Consider the following 17,617-nt stretch of genomic DNA (forward strand, 5'->3'; position numbering starts at 1 on the left):
GCTGCAACTGGGCCTGCAACGCGGTGACCGGCTGGTGGTATCCGCCGAAGGCAGCGATGCCGCCGCCCTGCTGCAAGCCCTGCAAGGGGTGATGACCCGCCTGACCGCGCAGGAACAAACCGACGCCGCACTGGCCGCGCAAAAAGCCCAGGCCCAGCGTAGCGAAAACAACTGGCAGCCGCCGGGCCACCCGCTGGAAGTGGCCGGCATCAGCGCCAGCCCCGGCCTGGCCATCGGTCAGGTGCATGTGCTGACCCACGGCCTGCCCGCCATTCCCGATCACCCGCTGGCCCTGGCCGAAGCCGGTGACAAACTGCATGCCGCACTGGCAGATACCCGCGCCGAACTGGCCAAGCTGGCCGAAGACACCGCCCAGCGCCTGGGTAATGCCGAAGCCGCCATTTTCAAGGCCCAGGCCGAACTGCTGAGCGATACCGACCTGATCACCCTGTCCTGCCAGCTGATGGTGGAAGGCCACGGCGTGGCCTGGTCCTGGCATCAGGCGGTGGAGCGACTGGCCGACCGTCTGGCAGCCCTTGGCAACCAGCTGCTGGCCGCCCGTGCTGCCGACCTGCGCGATGTGGGCCGCCGCGTGCTGGGCAAGATCGACCCCAGCCTGCAAGCCACCACCCTGTCCGACCTGCCGGATAACTGCATTCTGCTGGCCAGCGATCTGTCGCCGTCCGACACCGCCGGGCTGGATACCAACAAGGTGATTGGTCTGGCCACCGCCCAGGGCGGCCCGACTTCCCATACCGCCATTCTGGCCCGTACCCTCGGCCTGCCCGCGCTGGTAGCCGGTGGCCCCGGCCTGCTTGGCGTGGCCAATGGCACGGCGGCCATTCTGGATGGCCAGGCTGGCCGCCTCTATCTGAACCCGGGCGAAGCCGACCTGAAATCCGCCCGCGACTGGATGGCACAACAGCAGCTGCGCAAGGAGCGCGAGGAAGCCGAACGCAGCCTGCCGGCCCAGACCCGTGACGGCCACAGCGTGGAAGTGGCCGCCAACGTCAACCGCCCGGACCAGGTGGCCGCCGCCATTGCCGCCGGTGCCGAAGGCGTGGGCCTGATGCGTACCGAATTCCTGTTCCTGGAACGTGACGACAGCCCGGACGAAGAAGAACAGTTCGCTACCTACCAGGCCATGCTGCAGGCACTGGAAGGCCGTCCGCTGATCGTGCGCACGCTGGATATCGGCGGCGACAAGCAAGTGCCCTACCTCAACCTGCCGCACGAGGAAAACCCCTTCCTCGGCATGCGTGGTGCCCGTCTGCTGCTGCGCCGCCGCGACCTGCTGGAACCGCAGCTGCGTGCGCTGTACCGCGCCGCCCGTGGTGGCCAGCCGCTGTCCATCATGTTCCCGATGATTACCTCGCTGAAGGAAATCACCCGCCTGAAGGGCCTGTGTGAAGGCATCCGCCGCGAGCTGAACGCCCCGGTGGTGCCGATCGGCATCATGGTGGAAGTACCCGCCGCCGCCACGCTGGCCGACAAGCTGGCCGAGCATGTGGACTTCTTCTCCATCGGCACCAACGACCTCACCCAGTACGCACTGGCCATCGACCGTCAGCACCCGGAACTGGCCGCCGAGGCCGACAGCCTGCACCCGGCAGTACTGCGCCTGATCCACCAGACCGTACAAGGTGCCGCCCAGCATGGCCGCTGGGTGGGAGTGTGCGGTGGCATTGCCGGCGACCCGTTCGGTGCCGCCCTGCTTACCGGTCTGGGCGTGAACGAACTGTCGATGAGCCCGCGTGACATCGCCAGCGTCAAGGCCCGCCTGCGTGGCAGCGACTTTGCCAAGCTGGCCGACCTGGCGCAGCAGGCTCTGGATTGCGATAGCGCCGAAGAAGTACGCGCCCTGCAGAGCCTGCTGTCATGAATGGCCCGCTGATCACCATCACCCTGAACCCGGCCATCGACCAGACGGTGTGCGTGCAGGATTTTCAGCCCGGTAGCGTCAATCTGGCGCTGTCCAGCACCAGCAATGCCGGAGGCAAGGGCGTGAACGTAGCCAGCTGTCTGGCCGACTGGGGCTTGCCGGTGCTGGCCACCGGCCTGCTGGGACGCAATAACAGCGAAGCGTTTGAGGCGCTGTTCAAGGACAAAGGGATTGCCGACCGCTTCATCCGCGTGCCGGGTGACACCCGCGTCAACATCAAACTGTCCGATCAGGCCAATGCCAGCACCACCGACATCAACCTGCCGGGCCTGACCGTAGGCGAGGTGCAATGGGAACGCCTGCTGACCCTGCTGGCGGCAGACGTCAATCCGGGCAGCCAGATCGTGCTGGCCGGCAGCCTGCCGCAAGGACTGGAGCCGGAACGGCTGCCGGTACTGATCGGCAAGCTGCGCCAATGGGGCGCGCATGTGTTGCTGGACAGCAGCGGTGCCGCACTGGCCGCCGCACTGGCCGCGCCACGTGCCAGCCTGCCCGACTGCATCAAGCCCAACCGCCACGAACTGGAACAGTGGGCTGGCCGTGCGCTGCCCACCCTGCAAGACGTGCTGGCCTGCGCCCGCCAGTTGCAACAGGCCGGTGTGGCCGAGGTAGTGGTATCGCTGGGTGAAGAAGGCGCGCTGTTTGTGCTGGACGACGGCCCGGCCTTGCTGGCCCGCCTGCCGGTACAGAACCCGCTGAGCACCGTGGGTGCCGGTGATGCACTGGTGGCCGGCCTCAGCGCCGCCCGCCACCAGCGCCTGGCCGGTGAAGACCGCGCCCGGCTGGCCGTGGCCTTTGCCACCGCCAAGCTGGCGCGCATCGGCCCGCACCTGCCGGAACGCGGCCAGGTGGAACAACTGGCACGGCAAGTGGAAGTGCAGCACTTGCAGTAAGAGCGGTTAACAACGTAGCGCAGCGTTCCTGAGCCAAGGCGCGCCGACGCAGGCAGTACAAGCAGTACGACGCCGCATCAGGTTGTTTGGCAGCGGCTCTAAACCATCATGCTGCGGGCGGGCAACGCTCACCCATCCCCGCCACGCAGCAGATCATCAGCAAAGCAACAACAACAGGCAGATAAAACTAGGAGATAGACAATGGCAAACCTGCTGGCAGTGATTGCAGCTCCCGATCGCAGCACCCAGTCCATGCTGGCTGGCGAAGCGCTGCGCCAGGCGGCTACCCGGCTGAAACACAAGATCGATGTAGAAATCCACACCGCACAAGGCGTGCAACAGCCGCTGAGCGCCAGCGCCATTGCCGACGCCGATGCCGTGCTGCTGATTGGCGAAATCGCGGCACAAGACGTGCGCTTTGCCAACAGCCACACCCTGCTCAGCTCGCTGGAAGCGGTGCTGGCCGATGCCGAAGGCCAGCTCAAGGCCAGCCTGAACGCCCAGACTGCCAGCAGCGCGCTGCGCATTGTCGGCATCACCTCCTGCCCCACCGGCATTGCCCACACCTTCATGGCGGCCGAAGGCCTGAGCCAGGCTGCGCAGAAACTGGGCCACAGCATCCGCGTGGAAACCCAGGGTTCGGTCGGTGCACAAGACACGCTGACGGCAGATGAAATCCGTCTGGCCGATGTGGTGATCATTGCCGCCGACACCCAGGTGGACCTGTCGCGCTTTGTCGGCAAGCGTTTGTTCTCCAGCGGCACCAAACCGGCCATCAACGATGGTGAAAACCTGGTGCGCCGCGCCATTGCCGAAGCCCAGCCGCACGGTGCCAGCCAGGCAGCCAGCAGCCAGACGGCCGCCAGTGCCGCTTCCACCAGCAGCACCCAGAGCGAGCAGCGCAGCGGCGCTTACAAACACCTGATGACCGGTGTGTCCTTCATGCTGCCCTTTGTCACTGCGGGCGGCATCATGATTGCGCTGGCTTTTGCCCTGGGCGGCATTTACGCCTTTGACGACGCGCACAAGGGCACGCTGGCCTGGGCCTTGTTCCAGATTGGTGCCAAATCCGCCTTTGCGCTGATGGTGCCGATTCTGGCCGGTTACATTTCCTACTCCATCGCCAACCGTCCGGGCATTGCCCCCGGCATGGTGGGTGGCATGCTGGCCGCCAGCCTCGGTTCTGGTTTTCTGGGTGGCATTGCCGCCGGTTTCATTGCCGGTTACGGCACTGATTTCCTCAACAAGAAAATCCAGCTGGGTCGTAACCTGGATGGCCTGAAGCCGGTGCTGATCTTGCCGGTACTGGGTTCCCTGCTGGTGGGCCTGTTGATGATCTACGTCATCGGCACCCCGGTAGCCGGCCTGCTGGCCATGCTGACCGATGCGCTCAAGAGCATGCAGGGCAGTAGCGCCTTGCTGCTGGGTGCCATTCTTGGCGCGATGATGGCCTTTGACATGGGCGGCCCGGTGAACAAGGCAGCCTATGCCTTTGCCACCGGCCTGATTGCCAGCCAGGTCTACACCCCGATGGCAGCCGTCATGGCTGCCGGCATGACCCCGCCGCTGGGCATTGCCCTGGCCACCAAGCTGTTCGCCGACCGCTTTACCGCCGACGAACGCGAAGCAGGCAAGGCCGCTGGCGTGCTGGGTATTTCCTTCATCAGTGAAGGTGCCATTCCGTTTGCCGCCCGCGACCCGCTGCGCGTGATTCCGTCGCTGATGGTGGGCTCGGCCGTGACCGGTGCCATCTCCATGGCCATGGGCGTGGAACTGAAAGTACCGCACGGTGGCGTGTTCGTGCTGCCCATCCCCAACGCGGTGACCAATCTGGGTTCCTACCTGGTGGCACTGGTGGTGGGTACGGTGCTGACCGCCGTGATGCTGCGCGTACTGAAAAAACCGCTGGCACAGTAAGCCTTGAGCGGGCCGGCAGCGCAGACCTGCCGCCCGCCTGACGATTACCCTCTCGGGCCAACTCCATTGCGGGTTGGCTATTTTTTTGTCCTGCGTTTTGAAAATTCCGCCATAAAACCCGACGTTTCCAGAATGTTTCTTTGTCGGTCAGGACATCGGCCATGCCACCATCGCGCTGTCTGACCATCACACCCCCAGCGGCAAGCTCACCAACACCCTGCCCAATACGAAACCCCGGCCTATCTGCACTAGCCCGGCGAAAATGGCCGCCACCTGTATGGCGAAGGCTTGTTCGTCAGCTACCACTATTAAGACAAGCGCCAGATACAGCCGCTGTTTCCGTATGGCTTTGACCTGAGCTACACCCGTTTCGACGACCGGACCCTGCAACTCCCCAGCAACAGCATGGACGAGCACGGCAGACAGCTCACCCGGCCCCCGACCATGCGGCAGGCGGTGGCCGAACTGCTTGCGAGCAAGTGCCCGCTCAGTGTGGACGAGGCACGCGCCAAACTGGTGAATATGGCTCCCGATATGTTCGGCGGCCTGTTCATCACCCTCACCGCCATGCTGGGGCTGGACATCAGCCGGGCAGAACTGCAGCAACTGCAGGAACAGGACGCACCAACCAAGCCCTGACCCGGCTGTTGCGGTGTCGCCGTTTTTTCATCGCCGCGTCAAGCCACTGTCACAGACAGCAGCGACAATGACAGCCATACCAGCTCTGGTGCCGGGCTGTCTCTTGTTCCGTTGTTTCTCTCGGCTTTACTCTCAGGCCAACCCCGTTGCGGGTTGGCAATTTTTTTGTCTCATCGACTGCCGGACCGGTCTGCACCGGGTAAATAAAGGCAAAAGTCGGCAGCAAAGGCTTGCTGGCACGCCAGACCCTCTGCATGGTTAGCTGTTTTACACCGTCAGGTTACCCCGCATGATTACCGTCACCACGCCACAGCCAGTCACCTATCCGCCACTGACCCCGGCGACAACGGCTGGCAGCCCCGCCCCCGGCACGGCAACACCAGCCGCAGTGCCCACGACCCCGGAGGTGCCAACCACACCGGATGGCCGCATCAATACCTACGCCTGATCAGCACGCCGCATGGTCGACATCCATCACCGCCGACCGCAGTACCACGTGCTTGTCCGTACCGGTGGAGACCCTGCTGCGCCGTATCGCACATTGTGCTTTTTCCACCTTGCGGCCCATGCTGGCTGCACTGCCCTGTGCATAGCCATCGTCTTGCAGCCGGTTTGGCGCTAGACTGCCGGCTGCCCTGTCAGCCTGCACTTACCCATGAAATCGAAATCTTCTTCCGGCGGCCTGGTTTACTCCACCGAACATGGCCGCATGTGCCCCGGCTGCCGCCAGCCGCTTGATGCCTGTATCTGCCAGCAATCCACCCTGCCCAGTGGTGATGGCATCGTGCGTGTCAGCCGGGAAAACAAGGGCCGTGGCGGCAAGACCGTCACCGTGGTAAAAGGCGTGCTGCGCGATGCTGCCGGCCTGAGTGCCTTGGGCAAGCAGCTGAAAAACGCCTGCGGCAGCGGCGGGACGGTGAAGGATGGCTGCATCGAAATCCAGGGAGATCATGTCGCCACTGTCATCAGCACTCTGCAAAAGCAGGGCTTCACGGTAAAACGTGCGGGCGGCTGAACTCGGCAAGCCCAGCGAGCGGTATTTCGTGAGCCAATGCCTCTGCCAGCGCCATTGGTCTTGCTGAAAAAATACAACAACAATTTTTACATTGTGAAAATTTAATTCATTTTTTTCACCAAACTTCAATCTGTCTGCGTATGCTGGCAGGCATGACAGCAATCACAGATACCCCACTCAAGGACAGCAGCCAGCCCGACCCGGCCTGGCTGGGTGAACAAATCCGCCAGTTGCGCAAGCTGCGCAAACTGTCCTTGCAGCAATTGAGCAGCGCCACCGGCCGCTCCATCGGCTTTCTCTCCCAGCTGGAGCGCGGCAAAAGCCAGCCCAGCGTATCCGACCTCAACAAGCTGGCCACCGCCCTGGCCGTGCCCTATGGCGTGTTCTTCTGCCAGGCCCCGGCGCATGAGCGCGGGCTGGTGGTACGCCAGGCACATCGCCCGGTACTGCACTACGCCGAAGGCGTCAGTGACGCCCTGCTCTCGCCCGGCTTTGCCGGTGGCTTGCAACTGATGCTCACCCGCTTTGCCCCCGGTGCCAGTTCCGGCCCGCAAACCCTCAGCCATGGCGGCGATCAGGGTGGCATGGTGCTGTGCGGCAGCCTGGAGCTATGGGTGGACGAACAATGCCACCTGCTGGCAGCGGGCGACAGCTTCAGCTTCAACAGCAGCCGGCCACACCGCTATTGCAACCCCGGTCATGAAGAATCCCAGGTGGTATGGGCATACACCGTCAGCGCCTGAAGCGCGGCCGTCAATCACAGCAAGGAGACACCATGTTTGAATCCGCCCGCCACTATCCGCCCAGCTGGTATGCCGCCACCAGCACCGCCCAGCAAATCGAGCGCCCGGCGCTGACCCAGGATATGGATGTGGATGTACTGGTGGTGGGCGCGGGCTTTACTGGCCTGTATACCGCACACAATCTGGCCGATGCCGGCGTCAATGTAGCCGTGATCGAGGCCAGCCGGGTGGGCTGGGCGGCAAGCGGACGTAATGGCGGGCAGATCATCCTGGGGTTTTCCTGTGATATGCCCCCGATTGAAGCCGCGCTGGGGCTGGAAGCAGCGCAGGAAATCTGGCAGCTGCTGCGCAGTGCCGCCGCCGACATCCGTCACAAGATCAGCCATCACCACATCGACTGCGAACTGGCAGAAGGCCATTTGTGGACATCGGTGCTATGGCAGCGCATCAGGCTGCTGTCGGAGTGGCAGGAACATGCGGCACGGCATTATGGCTATGAAGCGCTGGAGTTCGTGCCACGCAAGGACCTGCCGCAACATGTTGGCTCGGAACGCTATGTCGCCGGGCTGATTGACCACGAAGGCGGCCATTTCCATCCACTCAAATACATTCTGGGACTGGCCCGCGCCGCCGAGGAAAAGGGGGTGAGAATCTTCGAGCTAACCCGCGCCCTCTCCTATACCACGCAGGGCGATGGCTGCGTGGTACACACGCCGCAGGGGCGTATCCGCTGCCGCAAGCTGGTGCTGGCCACCAATGCCTATATCGACCGGCTGGACCCGACACTGGCCGCCAAAGTGATGCCGGTCGGCACCTATATGATTGCCACCGAACCCTTGCCGGAAGAAGTTGCCCAGCAACTGCTGCCCAGCAATATGGCGGTGTCGGACAACCAGTTCATCCTGGATTACTTCCGCCTGACAGCGGATCGCAGCCTGCTGTTCGGCGGCAAATGCACCTACTCCGGTCGCACACCGGCCAATCTTACCGCCAGCATGCGTGCCGACCTGCTGCGGGTGTTTCCGCAACTGGCCCCTTACCGCATCACCCACACCTGGGGCGGCCATATCGACATCACGGTGCCACGCACCCCGGACTTCGGTCGCAAGGGGAATGTGTACTGGGCACAGGGTTTCTCTGGCCATGGCGTGGTGCCCACCTGCGCAGCCGGACGGGTACTGGCCAATGCCATTCTGGGCGACGAGCATCTGCTGCAGCACTTCATGCGCCTGTCCAACCCGGCCTTCCCCGGCGGGCCGCTGCTGCGTGTGCCCTTGCAGGCTGCCGGCATGCTCTATTACCGCCTGCGCGACTACGCCATCCCCGGCCTGAGTTACTGACCCGTCTGCCCTGCACCACCTGATGGCCCCGTCAGGGGCCATCTCGTGCTCAAACCTGAACATTGCTGCTTTCAGCGCCAGACGCTGCCTGCCTGATGCCCGCCGCACAAACGGTTGACCATCCACATCACCAGCCGCAACAGCAGCACGGCAATCACCCCGACCTCCAGCAAAGCCGATCGAGTCAGATTACCCGGCAATAGCCGAGGCATGCATACCCATCGGCATCACCACGCCTCCCGGCAGCCTGCTCATTCCCTCAGGCTCCGCTTAAGGCATTAGTCATTCTCTGAGTCGTCCCTCTCATTCTTCCGTCATCAGATGGATTTTTGCCTCAACCCAATCCGCATTTTCAGAACACAACAAATGACTATTGAATGAAAAAACACCATGCAATATGGTTTTTGAAACAATAAAAATCTTTAAACATCAAAAACTTGCAGAAAGTACAGCACACAGAATGGCTGCGCTACCTGCAGCACACCACTACGGAGCAAGCAACCATGGCTGACAGTTTCCAGAAAGAAGTCCCTCCCGCACGCGTCAATATCACGCTCGACCTGCACACCGGCGGTGCCCGCAAAAAGCTGGAGCTCCCGCTCAAGCTGTTGGTGCTGGGCGACTTCAGCCAACGCGACGATGGCACCCCTCTGGCCGAAAAAACCAGACATCGCATCGACAAGAACAACTTCGATTCCGTGCTGGCCGACTACCACCCCACCCTGCGTCTGGGTGTGGAAAACACCCTGGCGGGTGATGGGTCGGAACTGCCAGTCACGCTGGACTTCAACAGCCTGCGTGACTTTCACCCCGAGCAGGTAGTGCGCCAGATTCCCGAACTGGCCGCCTTGCTGGCCATGCGCAATCTGCTGCGCGACCTGAAATCCAATCTGCTGGACAACGCAGCCTTCCGGCGCGAGCTGGAAAAAATCATGAAAGACGAGCAGCTGTCCCGCAGCCTGCGCGCCGAGCTGGAACACATCGCCCCACTGGATGCCCCCCAAGCCTGACCACTACGGATCACCCAAGGAAAACACATGGAAAATACCAGCCAGCCCAGCAACAGCGCGGTACTGGATGTCGACACCGCGACAGATGGCGGCGTGTACGGTGCACTGTGCAGTCGCATCAACCTGACCCCGGTCAGCCACGCACCCGCAGTGGAAGTCTTCCGCAATCAGGATGCCCTGTCCGAGGCCAGCCTTGATGAACGCATCACCGTGGCCGTCAATGTCTTTCTCAAACTGGTGCAGGAATCCGCCCTCAAGGTAGACCGGCTGGACAAGAGCCTGCTTGACTACCATATCGACCGCATTGATGCCCAGATCAGTCGCCAGCTGGATGCCGTGCTGCATCACCCGGACTTCCAGCGCACCGAATCGGCCTGGCGCGGCCTGAAATTTCTGGTGGACCGCACCGATTTTCGCAAGAACATCAAGATCGAATTGCTGGATGCCTCCAAGGAAGCCCTGCGCCAGGACTTCGACGACAGCCCGGAAGTGATTCAAAGCGGCCTGTACCGCCACACCTACATCCAGGAATACGATACCCCCGGTGGCGAACCCATCGGTGCCATCATCGCCGACTACGAATTCGACCGCGGCCCGCAGGACATTGCCCTGCTGCGCAATGTCTCCAAGGTATCCGCCGCTGCCCACATGCCGTTCATCGCCTCGGTGGGTGCCGCCTTTTTCGGCAAGGACAGCATGGAAGAAGTGGCCGCCATCCAGGATGTGGCCAACTATTTTGACCGCGCCGAATACATCAAGTGGAAAAGCTTCCGCGATACCGACGATGCCCGCTATGTCGGCCTTACCCTGCCGCGCTTCCTGGCCCGCCTGCCCTACGGGCCGGACACCGTACCGGTACGCAGCTTCAACTACTGCGAACAGGTAAAAGGACCAGACCACCAGCGCTACCTGTGGGCCAATGCCTCCTTTGCCTTTGCCGCCAACATGGTGCGCAGCTTCATTCACAATGGCTGGTGCGTACAAATCCGCGGTCCGCAAGCTGGCGGGCTGGTGGAAGACCTGCCCATCCACCTGTACGACCTGGGCACCGGCAACCAGATCAAGATTCCCACCGAAGTGCTGATTCCCGAAACCCGCGAGTTTGAATTCGCCAACCTCGGTTTCACCCCGCTGTCCTTCTACAAGAACCGTGATTACGCCTGCTTCTTCTCTGCCAACTCGGTACAGAAACCGGCGCTTTACGAAACCCGGGAAGCCACCGCCAACAGTCGCATCAATGCCCGCCTGCCCTACATCTTCCTGCTGTCGCGCATTGCCCATTACCTGAAGCTGATCCAGCGCGAAAACATCGGTACCACCAAGGACCGCCGGGTGCTGGAGCTGGAGCTCAACAGCTGGATCAAGAATCTGGTGACCGAGATGACCGACCCGGCCGACGAGCTGCAGGCATCCCACCCGCTGCGCGAAGCACGCGTCGTGGTGGAGGACATCGACGATAACCCGGGCTTCTTCAAGATCAAGCTGTTCATCGTGCCGCACTTCCAGGTGGAGGGCATGGACATCAGCCTGTCGCTGGTATCGCAAATGCCCAAGGCAAAAAACAGCTAAGCACGCACCGGCTTGCCCGGTCTTGTGCCGGGCAAGCCCATGCCATTGCGACATTTCCCACCGCCATTCCCACTGCCATCAACCGGACCTTTCATGAAACCAGACTGGCTCACGCGCCTGATTCGCCAGGACAGCACCGGCATTGCCCAGACCGAGGCCTCAGCAGACCTTGCCCTGCTGGTACAGCCGTGCCAGGCAGACAAGCCCTGCGGTGAAGACGTCGGGCAGCATGAGGTTTTCCTGCAACTCAAGGACAATCTGTCACGGCTGAGCGGGCTGGATTGTGTGGCACTGGAACAGGATTGCCGGGTACTGCTGCAACAAGGCAAGGACCTGCGCCCGGCGGTATATCTGGTTTATGCCTGGATGCGCCAGCATGGCTGGAACGGCCTGTACCAGGGGTTGGAATTGCTCTGCGCACTCACCCAGCACTATGGCCAAGCCTTGTACCCGACACGTCCGGCAGCCCGCAATGCCATTCTGGGCTGGCTTGGCAGCAGCAAGGTGCTGGACTGGCTGCAGAGCCTGGATGCGCCAGCCCAGTCGCTACGCCAGGCGCTGCAGCAACATCTGAACACACTGACCGGGCAATGGGCAGAGCATGGCATCGTGCTGGACGATGCCTGGGCCGGACTGCGCAGCATGCTGGCCAGCACCGCCAGCGACAGCCCGCTTGACGCCACTTCTCCACCGACAACAGGGCAAGACAGTCATCAGGCAGGCCTGCACGTCATTGAGTCCAATCAGATGCTGCTGGAACAATTGCGTGCCATGTGCGGCTATCTGCGACAGCAGCCGCAAGGCGCGTTTGCCGCCTTTCGGCTGGCGCGCGTCGTGCGCTGGGACAGCATTGCCCAGCCCCCGCCACATGATGGCCAGCAGCGCACCCGCCTGCCCGCGCCCCGGCCCGAACTGCGCCAGACACTCACCCGCCTGCTATTGCAAAAGCAATGGCATGCCCTGCTGGAAAAAGCCGACTCAGCATTTCTGGAAGCCGCCAATCACTTCTGGCTGGACCTGCAATACCTGGCCTGGCAGGCGCTGGGCCAGTTGGGTGAGTCACATCAGCACTGGCGCGACATCGCACTCAGCGATATTGCGCTGATGCGTCACCGCCTGTGCGGTATCGAACAATTATGCTTTGCCGATGGCAGCCCGTTTGCCGACGACAACACACTGGAATGGCTGGCCAGCCAGGCCGTGGTCTACGACCTCAGCGGCAGCGACAAAGAGCTGGCCTCACCGCTGATTTCCGTCACCAGCATCGATCTCACGGACATCGGACAACAAGCCCGGCTGCTGGCCGAACAGCAGGGACTGGAAGCCGCACTGGGCTGGCTGCAAGCCCTGCCCCGCACACAGGGCCTGCGCCAACAGGCGCAGCAACTGCTGTTGACGGCCCAGCTGGCAGAGTCCTGTGGCCGGGCAGATATTGCACTGGGCATTGTCAGCGGCCTGGAACAAGAGCTGTGCAGCCAGGATATCTGCCGCTGGGACCCGGAGCTGGTCTTCGACATCAAGGCCAGCCATCTGCAACTGCTACGCCAGCGCGGGCGACGCAAGGATGTCGACAAGCAAACCCTGCATGGACAAATGCAACGCCTGCAGCAGGACATGAGCCTGCTCAACCCCTTGCGCACCGCGCTGCTCTCCAGCCAATGAACCGGGCTTGCCAGTCATGAACGACCAGACCCTGCATTACTACGCAGCCGAAATGCGCTACCTGCGCGAAGCCGGCAAGGCATTTGCCCAGGCCCATCCCGATCAGGCCGCCCTGCTGAACCTGGACAATGTCGGCCACCCCGACCCCATGGTCGAACGCCTGCTGGAAGGCTTTGCCTTTCTGATGGGCAAGTTGCAGCAAAAGCTCGACGACGATGTACCGGAGCTGACCGAAAACCTGGTCGGCCTGCTGTGGCCGCATTACTTGCGCATGATTCCGGCACTCACGGTGATGGCGTTTCGCACCAGCAAAGGTGTGCTGCAGCAAGCCGAGCAACTGCCTGCCGGCACCAGTCTGCTGAGCAGCACGCCTGGCGAAGCGGTCAGCGTGTGCCAGTACCGCACCACCCGCGACTTGCAACTGCTGCCGCTGCAACTGCAGCTGGCCAGACTGGAAGAAGGCGATGATGGCAGCCAACTGATTCGCATGGGGCTGGAACTGGAAGCCCAGGCCAATCGCGACAGTCTGGACCTATCCACCCTGCCACTGTTTCTCAACGCCGACCCGCCCATCGCCTTTGCCCTGCTGCACGCACTGACCCAGCCAGGTGTCAGGCTGGTATTGAAAGCCAGCGGCGAGGATGTGGTGATCAGTACCGCACTGTCACTCCGGCAAAGCGGCTTTGCCAGCGACGACACCCTGTGGCCCAGACCGCCAACGGCTCACGGCGGCTACCCGCTGCTGATGGAATACTTTGCCTTCCGGGAGAAATTCCTGTTTGTCGAATTGTGCGGACTGGATGCCACTCAACTGCCTGCGCATGGCCGCTTTGACATCGAAATCCATTTGTCCAGCCGCTTCCCGTCCGGGCTGCCGTTCGACCAGCAGGCCTTCCAGCTGCATTGCGTGCCGGCCATCAATCTGTTCGAGGTGGAAGCCGAGCCGATTCATGTCGATCATCGCCAGCAGGCCTACCGGGTCATTCCGGTATTGCACGACGGCAATCATGTCGAAACCTTCTCGGTCGACAGCGTGCAAGCCTTCGATCACCACAGCGGGCAACGTCATGACTACCTGCCGTTTCGCAGCTTTCGCCACCGCGGCGGCATGCTGCGCCACGAAGCCCCGGAACGCTACTACCACACTCATAGCCGCCAGAGCGCCAGTGGTCATTACGATAGCTGGCTGATGCTGGGAGGCCATCAATGGCAGGAACAAACCGAGCTGGAACCGGAAACCCTGTCGCTGAAACTGACCGGCACCAATGGCATGCTGCCACGCCAGGCCCTGCGTCAGACCCAGCGCGTGATACTGCGCCAACATCGCAGTGCCGTTGCCGCAGTCCATCATCTGCTGCCTTACAGCCTGCCTTGCCAGCCGCCACGTGAAGACCGCTTCCAGTGGCGCGTGCTGTCCCATCTGGCCAGCAACTACCTGTCCTTGCTGAATGCCGAAACCCTGCGCGGCACGCTGGCACTGTACGACTGGACCGACGACCCACTGAACCGCCGTCGTCTGCAAGCCATTGTCGATGTCTCCCATCAACTGGTGCGCAAGGTGGAGCAAGGCTGCGTCATGCAGGGTGTCGCCATCGACATCACCCTGGACCAGACCGGTTTTACCGGCGAGGGCGACCTCTACCTGTTTGCCACTTTGCTGGATCATTTTCTCGCGAGCTATGCCGATCTGAACCTGTTTACCCGCTTGCGGGTACTGGTTCAGCCAAGCGGCCGCACCATGCAGTGGGAGGATCGCACATGTCAGCGCCCACCCCTCTGATTCAGGCCATGCTGCCGCAGGCTGACCAGTTCAATTTCTACCGCTTCTGCCAACTGATGGAACTGGCCAGCGACCCGCCTTGCACCCTGGCGGGCTCGGACAGTGTCGCGACAGAACCCGTCAGATTCCGTTCACACCCGGCTTATGGCTTTCCGGTGTCCGAGCTGCACTATCAGCCAGAGCCATACAGCGATACACCGCAACCCGTCCCTGCGGTCTACACCCGCTTTCTTGGTCTGACCGGTGTGGATGGCGTGCTGCCGCAGCACATCGGCAACGACCAGGTCACCCGTCGCGAAGGCCACGAAGCGCTCACCGACTTTCTCGACCTGTTCCATCACCGCATCATCACCCGCTATTACGCCATCTGGCGCAAATACCACTACCCGGCAGGCTTTCGCCCCGGTGGACAGGACCGCCTGTCGCAAGCCTTGCTGGGTCTGGCGGGACGCGCCTTGCCCGGTCAGCAAACCGGGCTGAGCCCTGCTCGCTGGCTGGCCTTGCTCGGCCCGCTCAGTCAGCGCACCCGCACCGCACATGGCCTGCTGGCTGCCGTGCAACATGTGCTGCCCGACACGACAGGCAGCGTGCAGCCGCATTACCCGCGCAAGGTGCTGCTGGGCGCCGGGCGGCTAGGCCGGGGCACCCGCCTGCACCGCGGCACGGTGTTACTGGGTGCACGGCTGCGGGACGTGCAGCGCACCGTCAAACTCACCCTGCACCTGCAACACAGTGCCGAACTTGGCCACCTGCAAGCAGGGCAGCAAACCCATGACGACCTGTGCCAGGTACTGCGCGCCTATCTGGGCCTGCGCTGGGATCTGGCCTTGTTTGCCAGCCTGCCCACTGCCGCCTGGCCCGCCACCCGGCTAAGCCGCCACAGCCACCGGCTGGGCCGCGCCGCCCATCTGCCAGCACCAGCCAATGCCACACCCGGCCAGCTGGCCGACATTCCTCTGGGAATGCTGCATGCCTGACCTATCCACCCTTTTGCCGGAGACTTTCCGCATGCGCCTGCGCATTACCCTTCTGTTTTGCCTGCTGCTCCCCCTCACCGGCTGCGGAGCCTGGCAAGCACTGAAAAACGGTAGCCAGCAAATGGTTTCGGCCGTGTTTTATCCCAAGCTGACCACACTGAAACTGGACTTCACCGCGCGCGAAGCCATCAATCCGGATGAGCGCGGGCATGCCCTCTCGGTGGTAGTGCGGGTCTATCAGCTGCGCGACGGCAAGGCCTTTGCCCGTGCCAGCTATGAACAGCTGCTGAGCCAGGACCGGGAGACATTGGGCGATGAAATGCTGGCACGCCACGACCTGCTGCTCCGCCCCGGCGCAAGTGTCAGCCTCAATGCGGCAGTAGAACCCAACACCAGCCAGATCGCCGTGGTGGCGCTATTCCGCCAGCCCGTACCACCGGCTATCTGGCGCGTCAGCATGTCAGCCAAGGAGCTGGATAACCAGAAAGCAGCCCGTCTGGAACTGCTGGATAACCAGATCCTCATCACCTGGCTGCCACACCCGCCGGACCCGCCAGCCGCACCGCAGCCGCAAACACCGGCCACCCCGTCAGCGCAGAAAACCATAACACCTGCAGCAACGGCCAGTGCCCCCGCTGTGCCAGCAAGGAGTGGCAAATGAATACTCGACAGCGCCATAGCGGGCCGTCGCTCTACGAAAAGTTGCTGGGTAATTTTCAGGACGGCAGCAGCCTGCACGCCTGGGATGAAAACAGCCAGCACCTGTTCAGCGTGATGGACAACATCCGGGTGATTCTCAACAGCAGGCAAGGCGCAATCAAGCACCTGCCGGATTACGGCTTGCCTGACCTCGCCATGATTTACCGCCACTTACCGGCCAGTGCGCACCTGCTGCGGCAACACATTGCCAGCACCTTGCTGCGCTACGAGCCACGCCTGGCCCACATTGACATCCAGCTGCTGGCCAATGCCCAAGACGATGTACTGGGCTATGAGCTGATCTGTCATCTCAAGCAAAGCGGCCTGGTGCGCTTTGGCAGTTATTTCACGCCCGACCATGCGGTGCGCCTGCAGTTGCTGGGGGCCGCCGAACAGAAAGCACCAGCACGCCAGGCCACGCCCCTGCCATACCTGGCAAACCGCACACCCCGCTCAACGTGAAGGATATCCAGCTTGCGCATTCACAAACCCCTATGGCATGAAGGCATCCTGCTCTTGCCACAGTTATTCCAGCAACAAGAAGCACAGCACGCCTGGCAGCAACAGCAACTGGCGGCACTGGCCAGCCCCTTTCCCTGGGGCTTGAGCACGCTGGCGCTGGACCCATTGGCTCTGGAACAGGGCCAGGTCCGGCTGCAACAGCTGGCAGGCAGGTTTCCCGACGGAACGGCCTTCGATACCCGCATCAGCGGTCAGCCGCCTGCGGCCCGTCATCTGGATACCCTCAGCCACACCACCGACAGCGTGACACTGTGGTTGACGCTGCCACTGCTCAACCCGCTGGGCAATAACCTGCATCAGGGCGAGGTGAGGCCGGAAGAAACCCCGCGCCGCTACCGGCAGCAGTTTACCCAGGTGCCAGACCACATGGGCGAGCAGGAAGACGAACTGGCCGTCGAACAGCTCAACCTGCTGCTGAAATTTGACGGCGAAGCGCTGGATGGCATGAGCAAGCTGCCGCTGGCACGGCTGCAACGCAATGCACAAGGCCGTTTCGAGCAGGACGCCGGCTTTATCCCGCCCTTGCTGTGCTGCAGTGCCTCCCCCTTGCTGCAACAGCGCCTGCAATTGCTGGCCGAGCTGCTGCTGGCCAGGCAGCACAGCCTGCAACAACAGCGCCGTGAACGCACCCGGCAAGCCGCCGACTATCTGCTGTCCGACCTCAGCCTGCTGTGGCTGATGCACAGCCTGGCGCAAAGCTGGCCGGAGCTGCGCATGCTGCCCGCGCTGGACAGCTGCCCGCCCTATGCCGCCTATCTTTGCCTGACGCGGCTGGCCGGCATGCTCAGCACCTTTGCCCTGGAACAGCAGTTGACCGACATCCCCGCTTACGACCACCTCCAGCTGGGCAGGGTATTCCAGCAACTGGAACAGCTGATCCGCACCCTGCTGGACACGGTGATTCCCACC

General features: G+C 62.5%; 17 protein-coding genes. 16 read left to right on the forward strand and 1 reads right to left on the reverse strand.

What is annotated here, in order from left to right:
• From ptsP to JHD62_RS18420, 8 genes are all read left to right on the forward strand, one after another.
• Nucleotides 1-1,882, forward strand: a 1,882-nt coding sequence (gene ptsP, locus JHD62_RS18385) for a phosphoenolpyruvate--protein phosphotransferase (RefSeq protein ID WP_199104115.1), incomplete at its 5' end; no start/stop codon positions are given.
• Nucleotides 1,879-2,835, forward strand: a complete 957-nt coding sequence (gene pfkB, locus JHD62_RS18390; protein ID WP_199104116.1) for a 1-phosphofructokinase — start codon at nt 1,879-1,881, stop codon at nt 2,833-2,835. The genes ptsP and pfkB, both read left to right, overlap by 4 nt.
• 201 nt (nt 2,836-3,036) lie before the next feature.
• Complete coding sequence (locus tag JHD62_RS18395) at nt 3,037-4,752, forward strand: PTS fructose transporter subunit IIBC (RefSeq protein ID WP_199104117.1); 1,716 nt, start codon at nt 3,037-3,039, stop codon at nt 4,750-4,752.
• 405 nt (nt 4,753-5,157) lie between these two features.
• The gene (locus tag JHD62_RS18400; RefSeq protein ID WP_199104118.1) at nt 5,158-5,391 is read left to right on the forward strand and encodes a hypothetical protein; all 234 of its coding nucleotides are present in this window, start codon (nt 5,158-5,160) and stop codon (nt 5,389-5,391) included.
• Between the two features lie 289 nt (nt 5,392-5,680).
• Nucleotides 5,681-5,839 carry a hypothetical protein gene (locus JHD62_RS18405; protein ID WP_199104119.1) on the forward strand — a complete coding sequence of 53 codons (159 nt, stop codon included), beginning with the start codon at nt 5,681-5,683 and terminating at the stop codon, nt 5,837-5,839.
• Nucleotides 5,840-6,046: 207 nt separating this feature from the next.
• Nucleotides 6,047-6,406, forward strand: coding sequence for a translation initiation factor Sui1 (locus JHD62_RS18410; protein WP_199104120.1), 360 nt, complete (start codon nt 6,047-6,049; stop codon nt 6,404-6,406).
• Nucleotides 6,407-6,558: 152 nt separating this feature from the next.
• Nucleotides 6,559-7,149, forward strand: coding sequence for a helix-turn-helix domain-containing protein (locus tag JHD62_RS18415; protein ID WP_199104121.1), 591 nt, complete (start codon nt 6,559-6,561; stop codon nt 7,147-7,149).
• Nucleotides 7,150-7,181: 32 nt separating this feature from the next.
• Complete coding sequence (locus tag JHD62_RS18420) at nt 7,182-8,489, forward strand: FAD-binding oxidoreductase (protein WP_199104122.1); 1,308 nt, start codon at nt 7,182-7,184, stop codon at nt 8,487-8,489.
• Between the two features lie 71 nt (nt 8,490-8,560).
• On the opposite strand, the gene JHD62_RS18425 is transcribed toward JHD62_RS18420, so the two are convergent.
• Nucleotides 8,561-8,701: a hypothetical protein gene (locus JHD62_RS18425; protein WP_199104123.1), complete on the reverse strand. Its 141-nt coding sequence runs from the start codon at nt 8,699-8,701 to the stop codon at nt 8,561-8,563.
• A gap of 291 nt (nt 8,702-8,992) precedes the next feature.
• Between JHD62_RS18425 and tssB the strand changes: the two genes are divergently transcribed.
• From tssB to tssK, 8 genes are all read left to right on the forward strand, one after another.
• Complete coding sequence (gene tssB / locus JHD62_RS18430; protein ID WP_062791198.1) at nt 8,993-9,499, forward strand: type VI secretion system contractile sheath small subunit; 507 nt, start codon at nt 8,993-8,995, stop codon at nt 9,497-9,499.
• Nucleotides 9,500-9,526: 27 nt separating this feature from the next.
• A complete protein-coding gene (tssC, locus tag JHD62_RS18435) occupies nt 9,527-11,068 on the forward strand; it encodes a type VI secretion system contractile sheath large subunit (protein ID WP_199104124.1) in 1,542 nt (513 codons plus the stop codon).
• A gap of 93 nt (nt 11,069-11,161) precedes the next feature.
• Nucleotides 11,162-12,730: a type VI secretion system protein TssA gene (gene tssA / locus JHD62_RS18440; RefSeq protein ID WP_199104125.1), complete on the forward strand. Its 1,569-nt coding sequence runs from the start codon at nt 11,162-11,164 to the stop codon at nt 12,728-12,730.
• A gap of 16 nt (nt 12,731-12,746) precedes the next feature.
• Nucleotides 12,747-14,510 carry a type VI secretion system baseplate subunit TssF gene (gene tssF, locus JHD62_RS18445; RefSeq protein WP_199104126.1) on the forward strand — a complete coding sequence of 588 codons (1,764 nt, stop codon included), beginning with the start codon at nt 12,747-12,749 and terminating at the stop codon, nt 14,508-14,510.
• The gene (gene tssG, locus JHD62_RS18450; RefSeq protein WP_199104127.1) at nt 14,489-15,487 is read left to right on the forward strand and encodes a type VI secretion system baseplate subunit TssG; all 999 of its coding nucleotides are present in this window, start codon (nt 14,489-14,491) and stop codon (nt 15,485-15,487) included. Before tssF ends, tssG begins: the two co-directional genes overlap by 22 nt.
• Entirely contained in the window at nt 15,480-16,148 is a 669-nt protein-coding gene (tssJ, locus tag JHD62_RS18455) for a type VI secretion system lipoprotein TssJ (protein WP_199104128.1), read from the forward strand. The genes tssG and tssJ overlap by 8 nt, the downstream gene beginning before the upstream one ends.
• On the forward strand, nt 16,145-16,648 hold the full coding sequence (gene tssE, locus JHD62_RS18460) for a type VI secretion system baseplate subunit TssE (RefSeq protein ID WP_199104129.1): 504 nt from the start codon (nt 16,145-16,147) through the stop codon (nt 16,646-16,648). Before tssJ ends, tssE begins: the two co-directional genes overlap by 4 nt.
• Nucleotides 16,649-16,660: 12 nt before the next feature.
• Nucleotides 16,661-17,617: type VI secretion system baseplate subunit TssK (tssK, locus tag JHD62_RS18465; protein ID WP_199104130.1), on the forward strand; the 957-nt coding region annotated here is incomplete at its 3' end.

Origin of the sequence: Aquitalea sp. ASV11, assembly GCF_016429185.1 — a bacterium.
Taxonomy (GTDB): Bacteria; Pseudomonadota; Gammaproteobacteria; order Burkholderiales; family Chromobacteriaceae; genus Aquitalea; species Aquitalea pelogenes.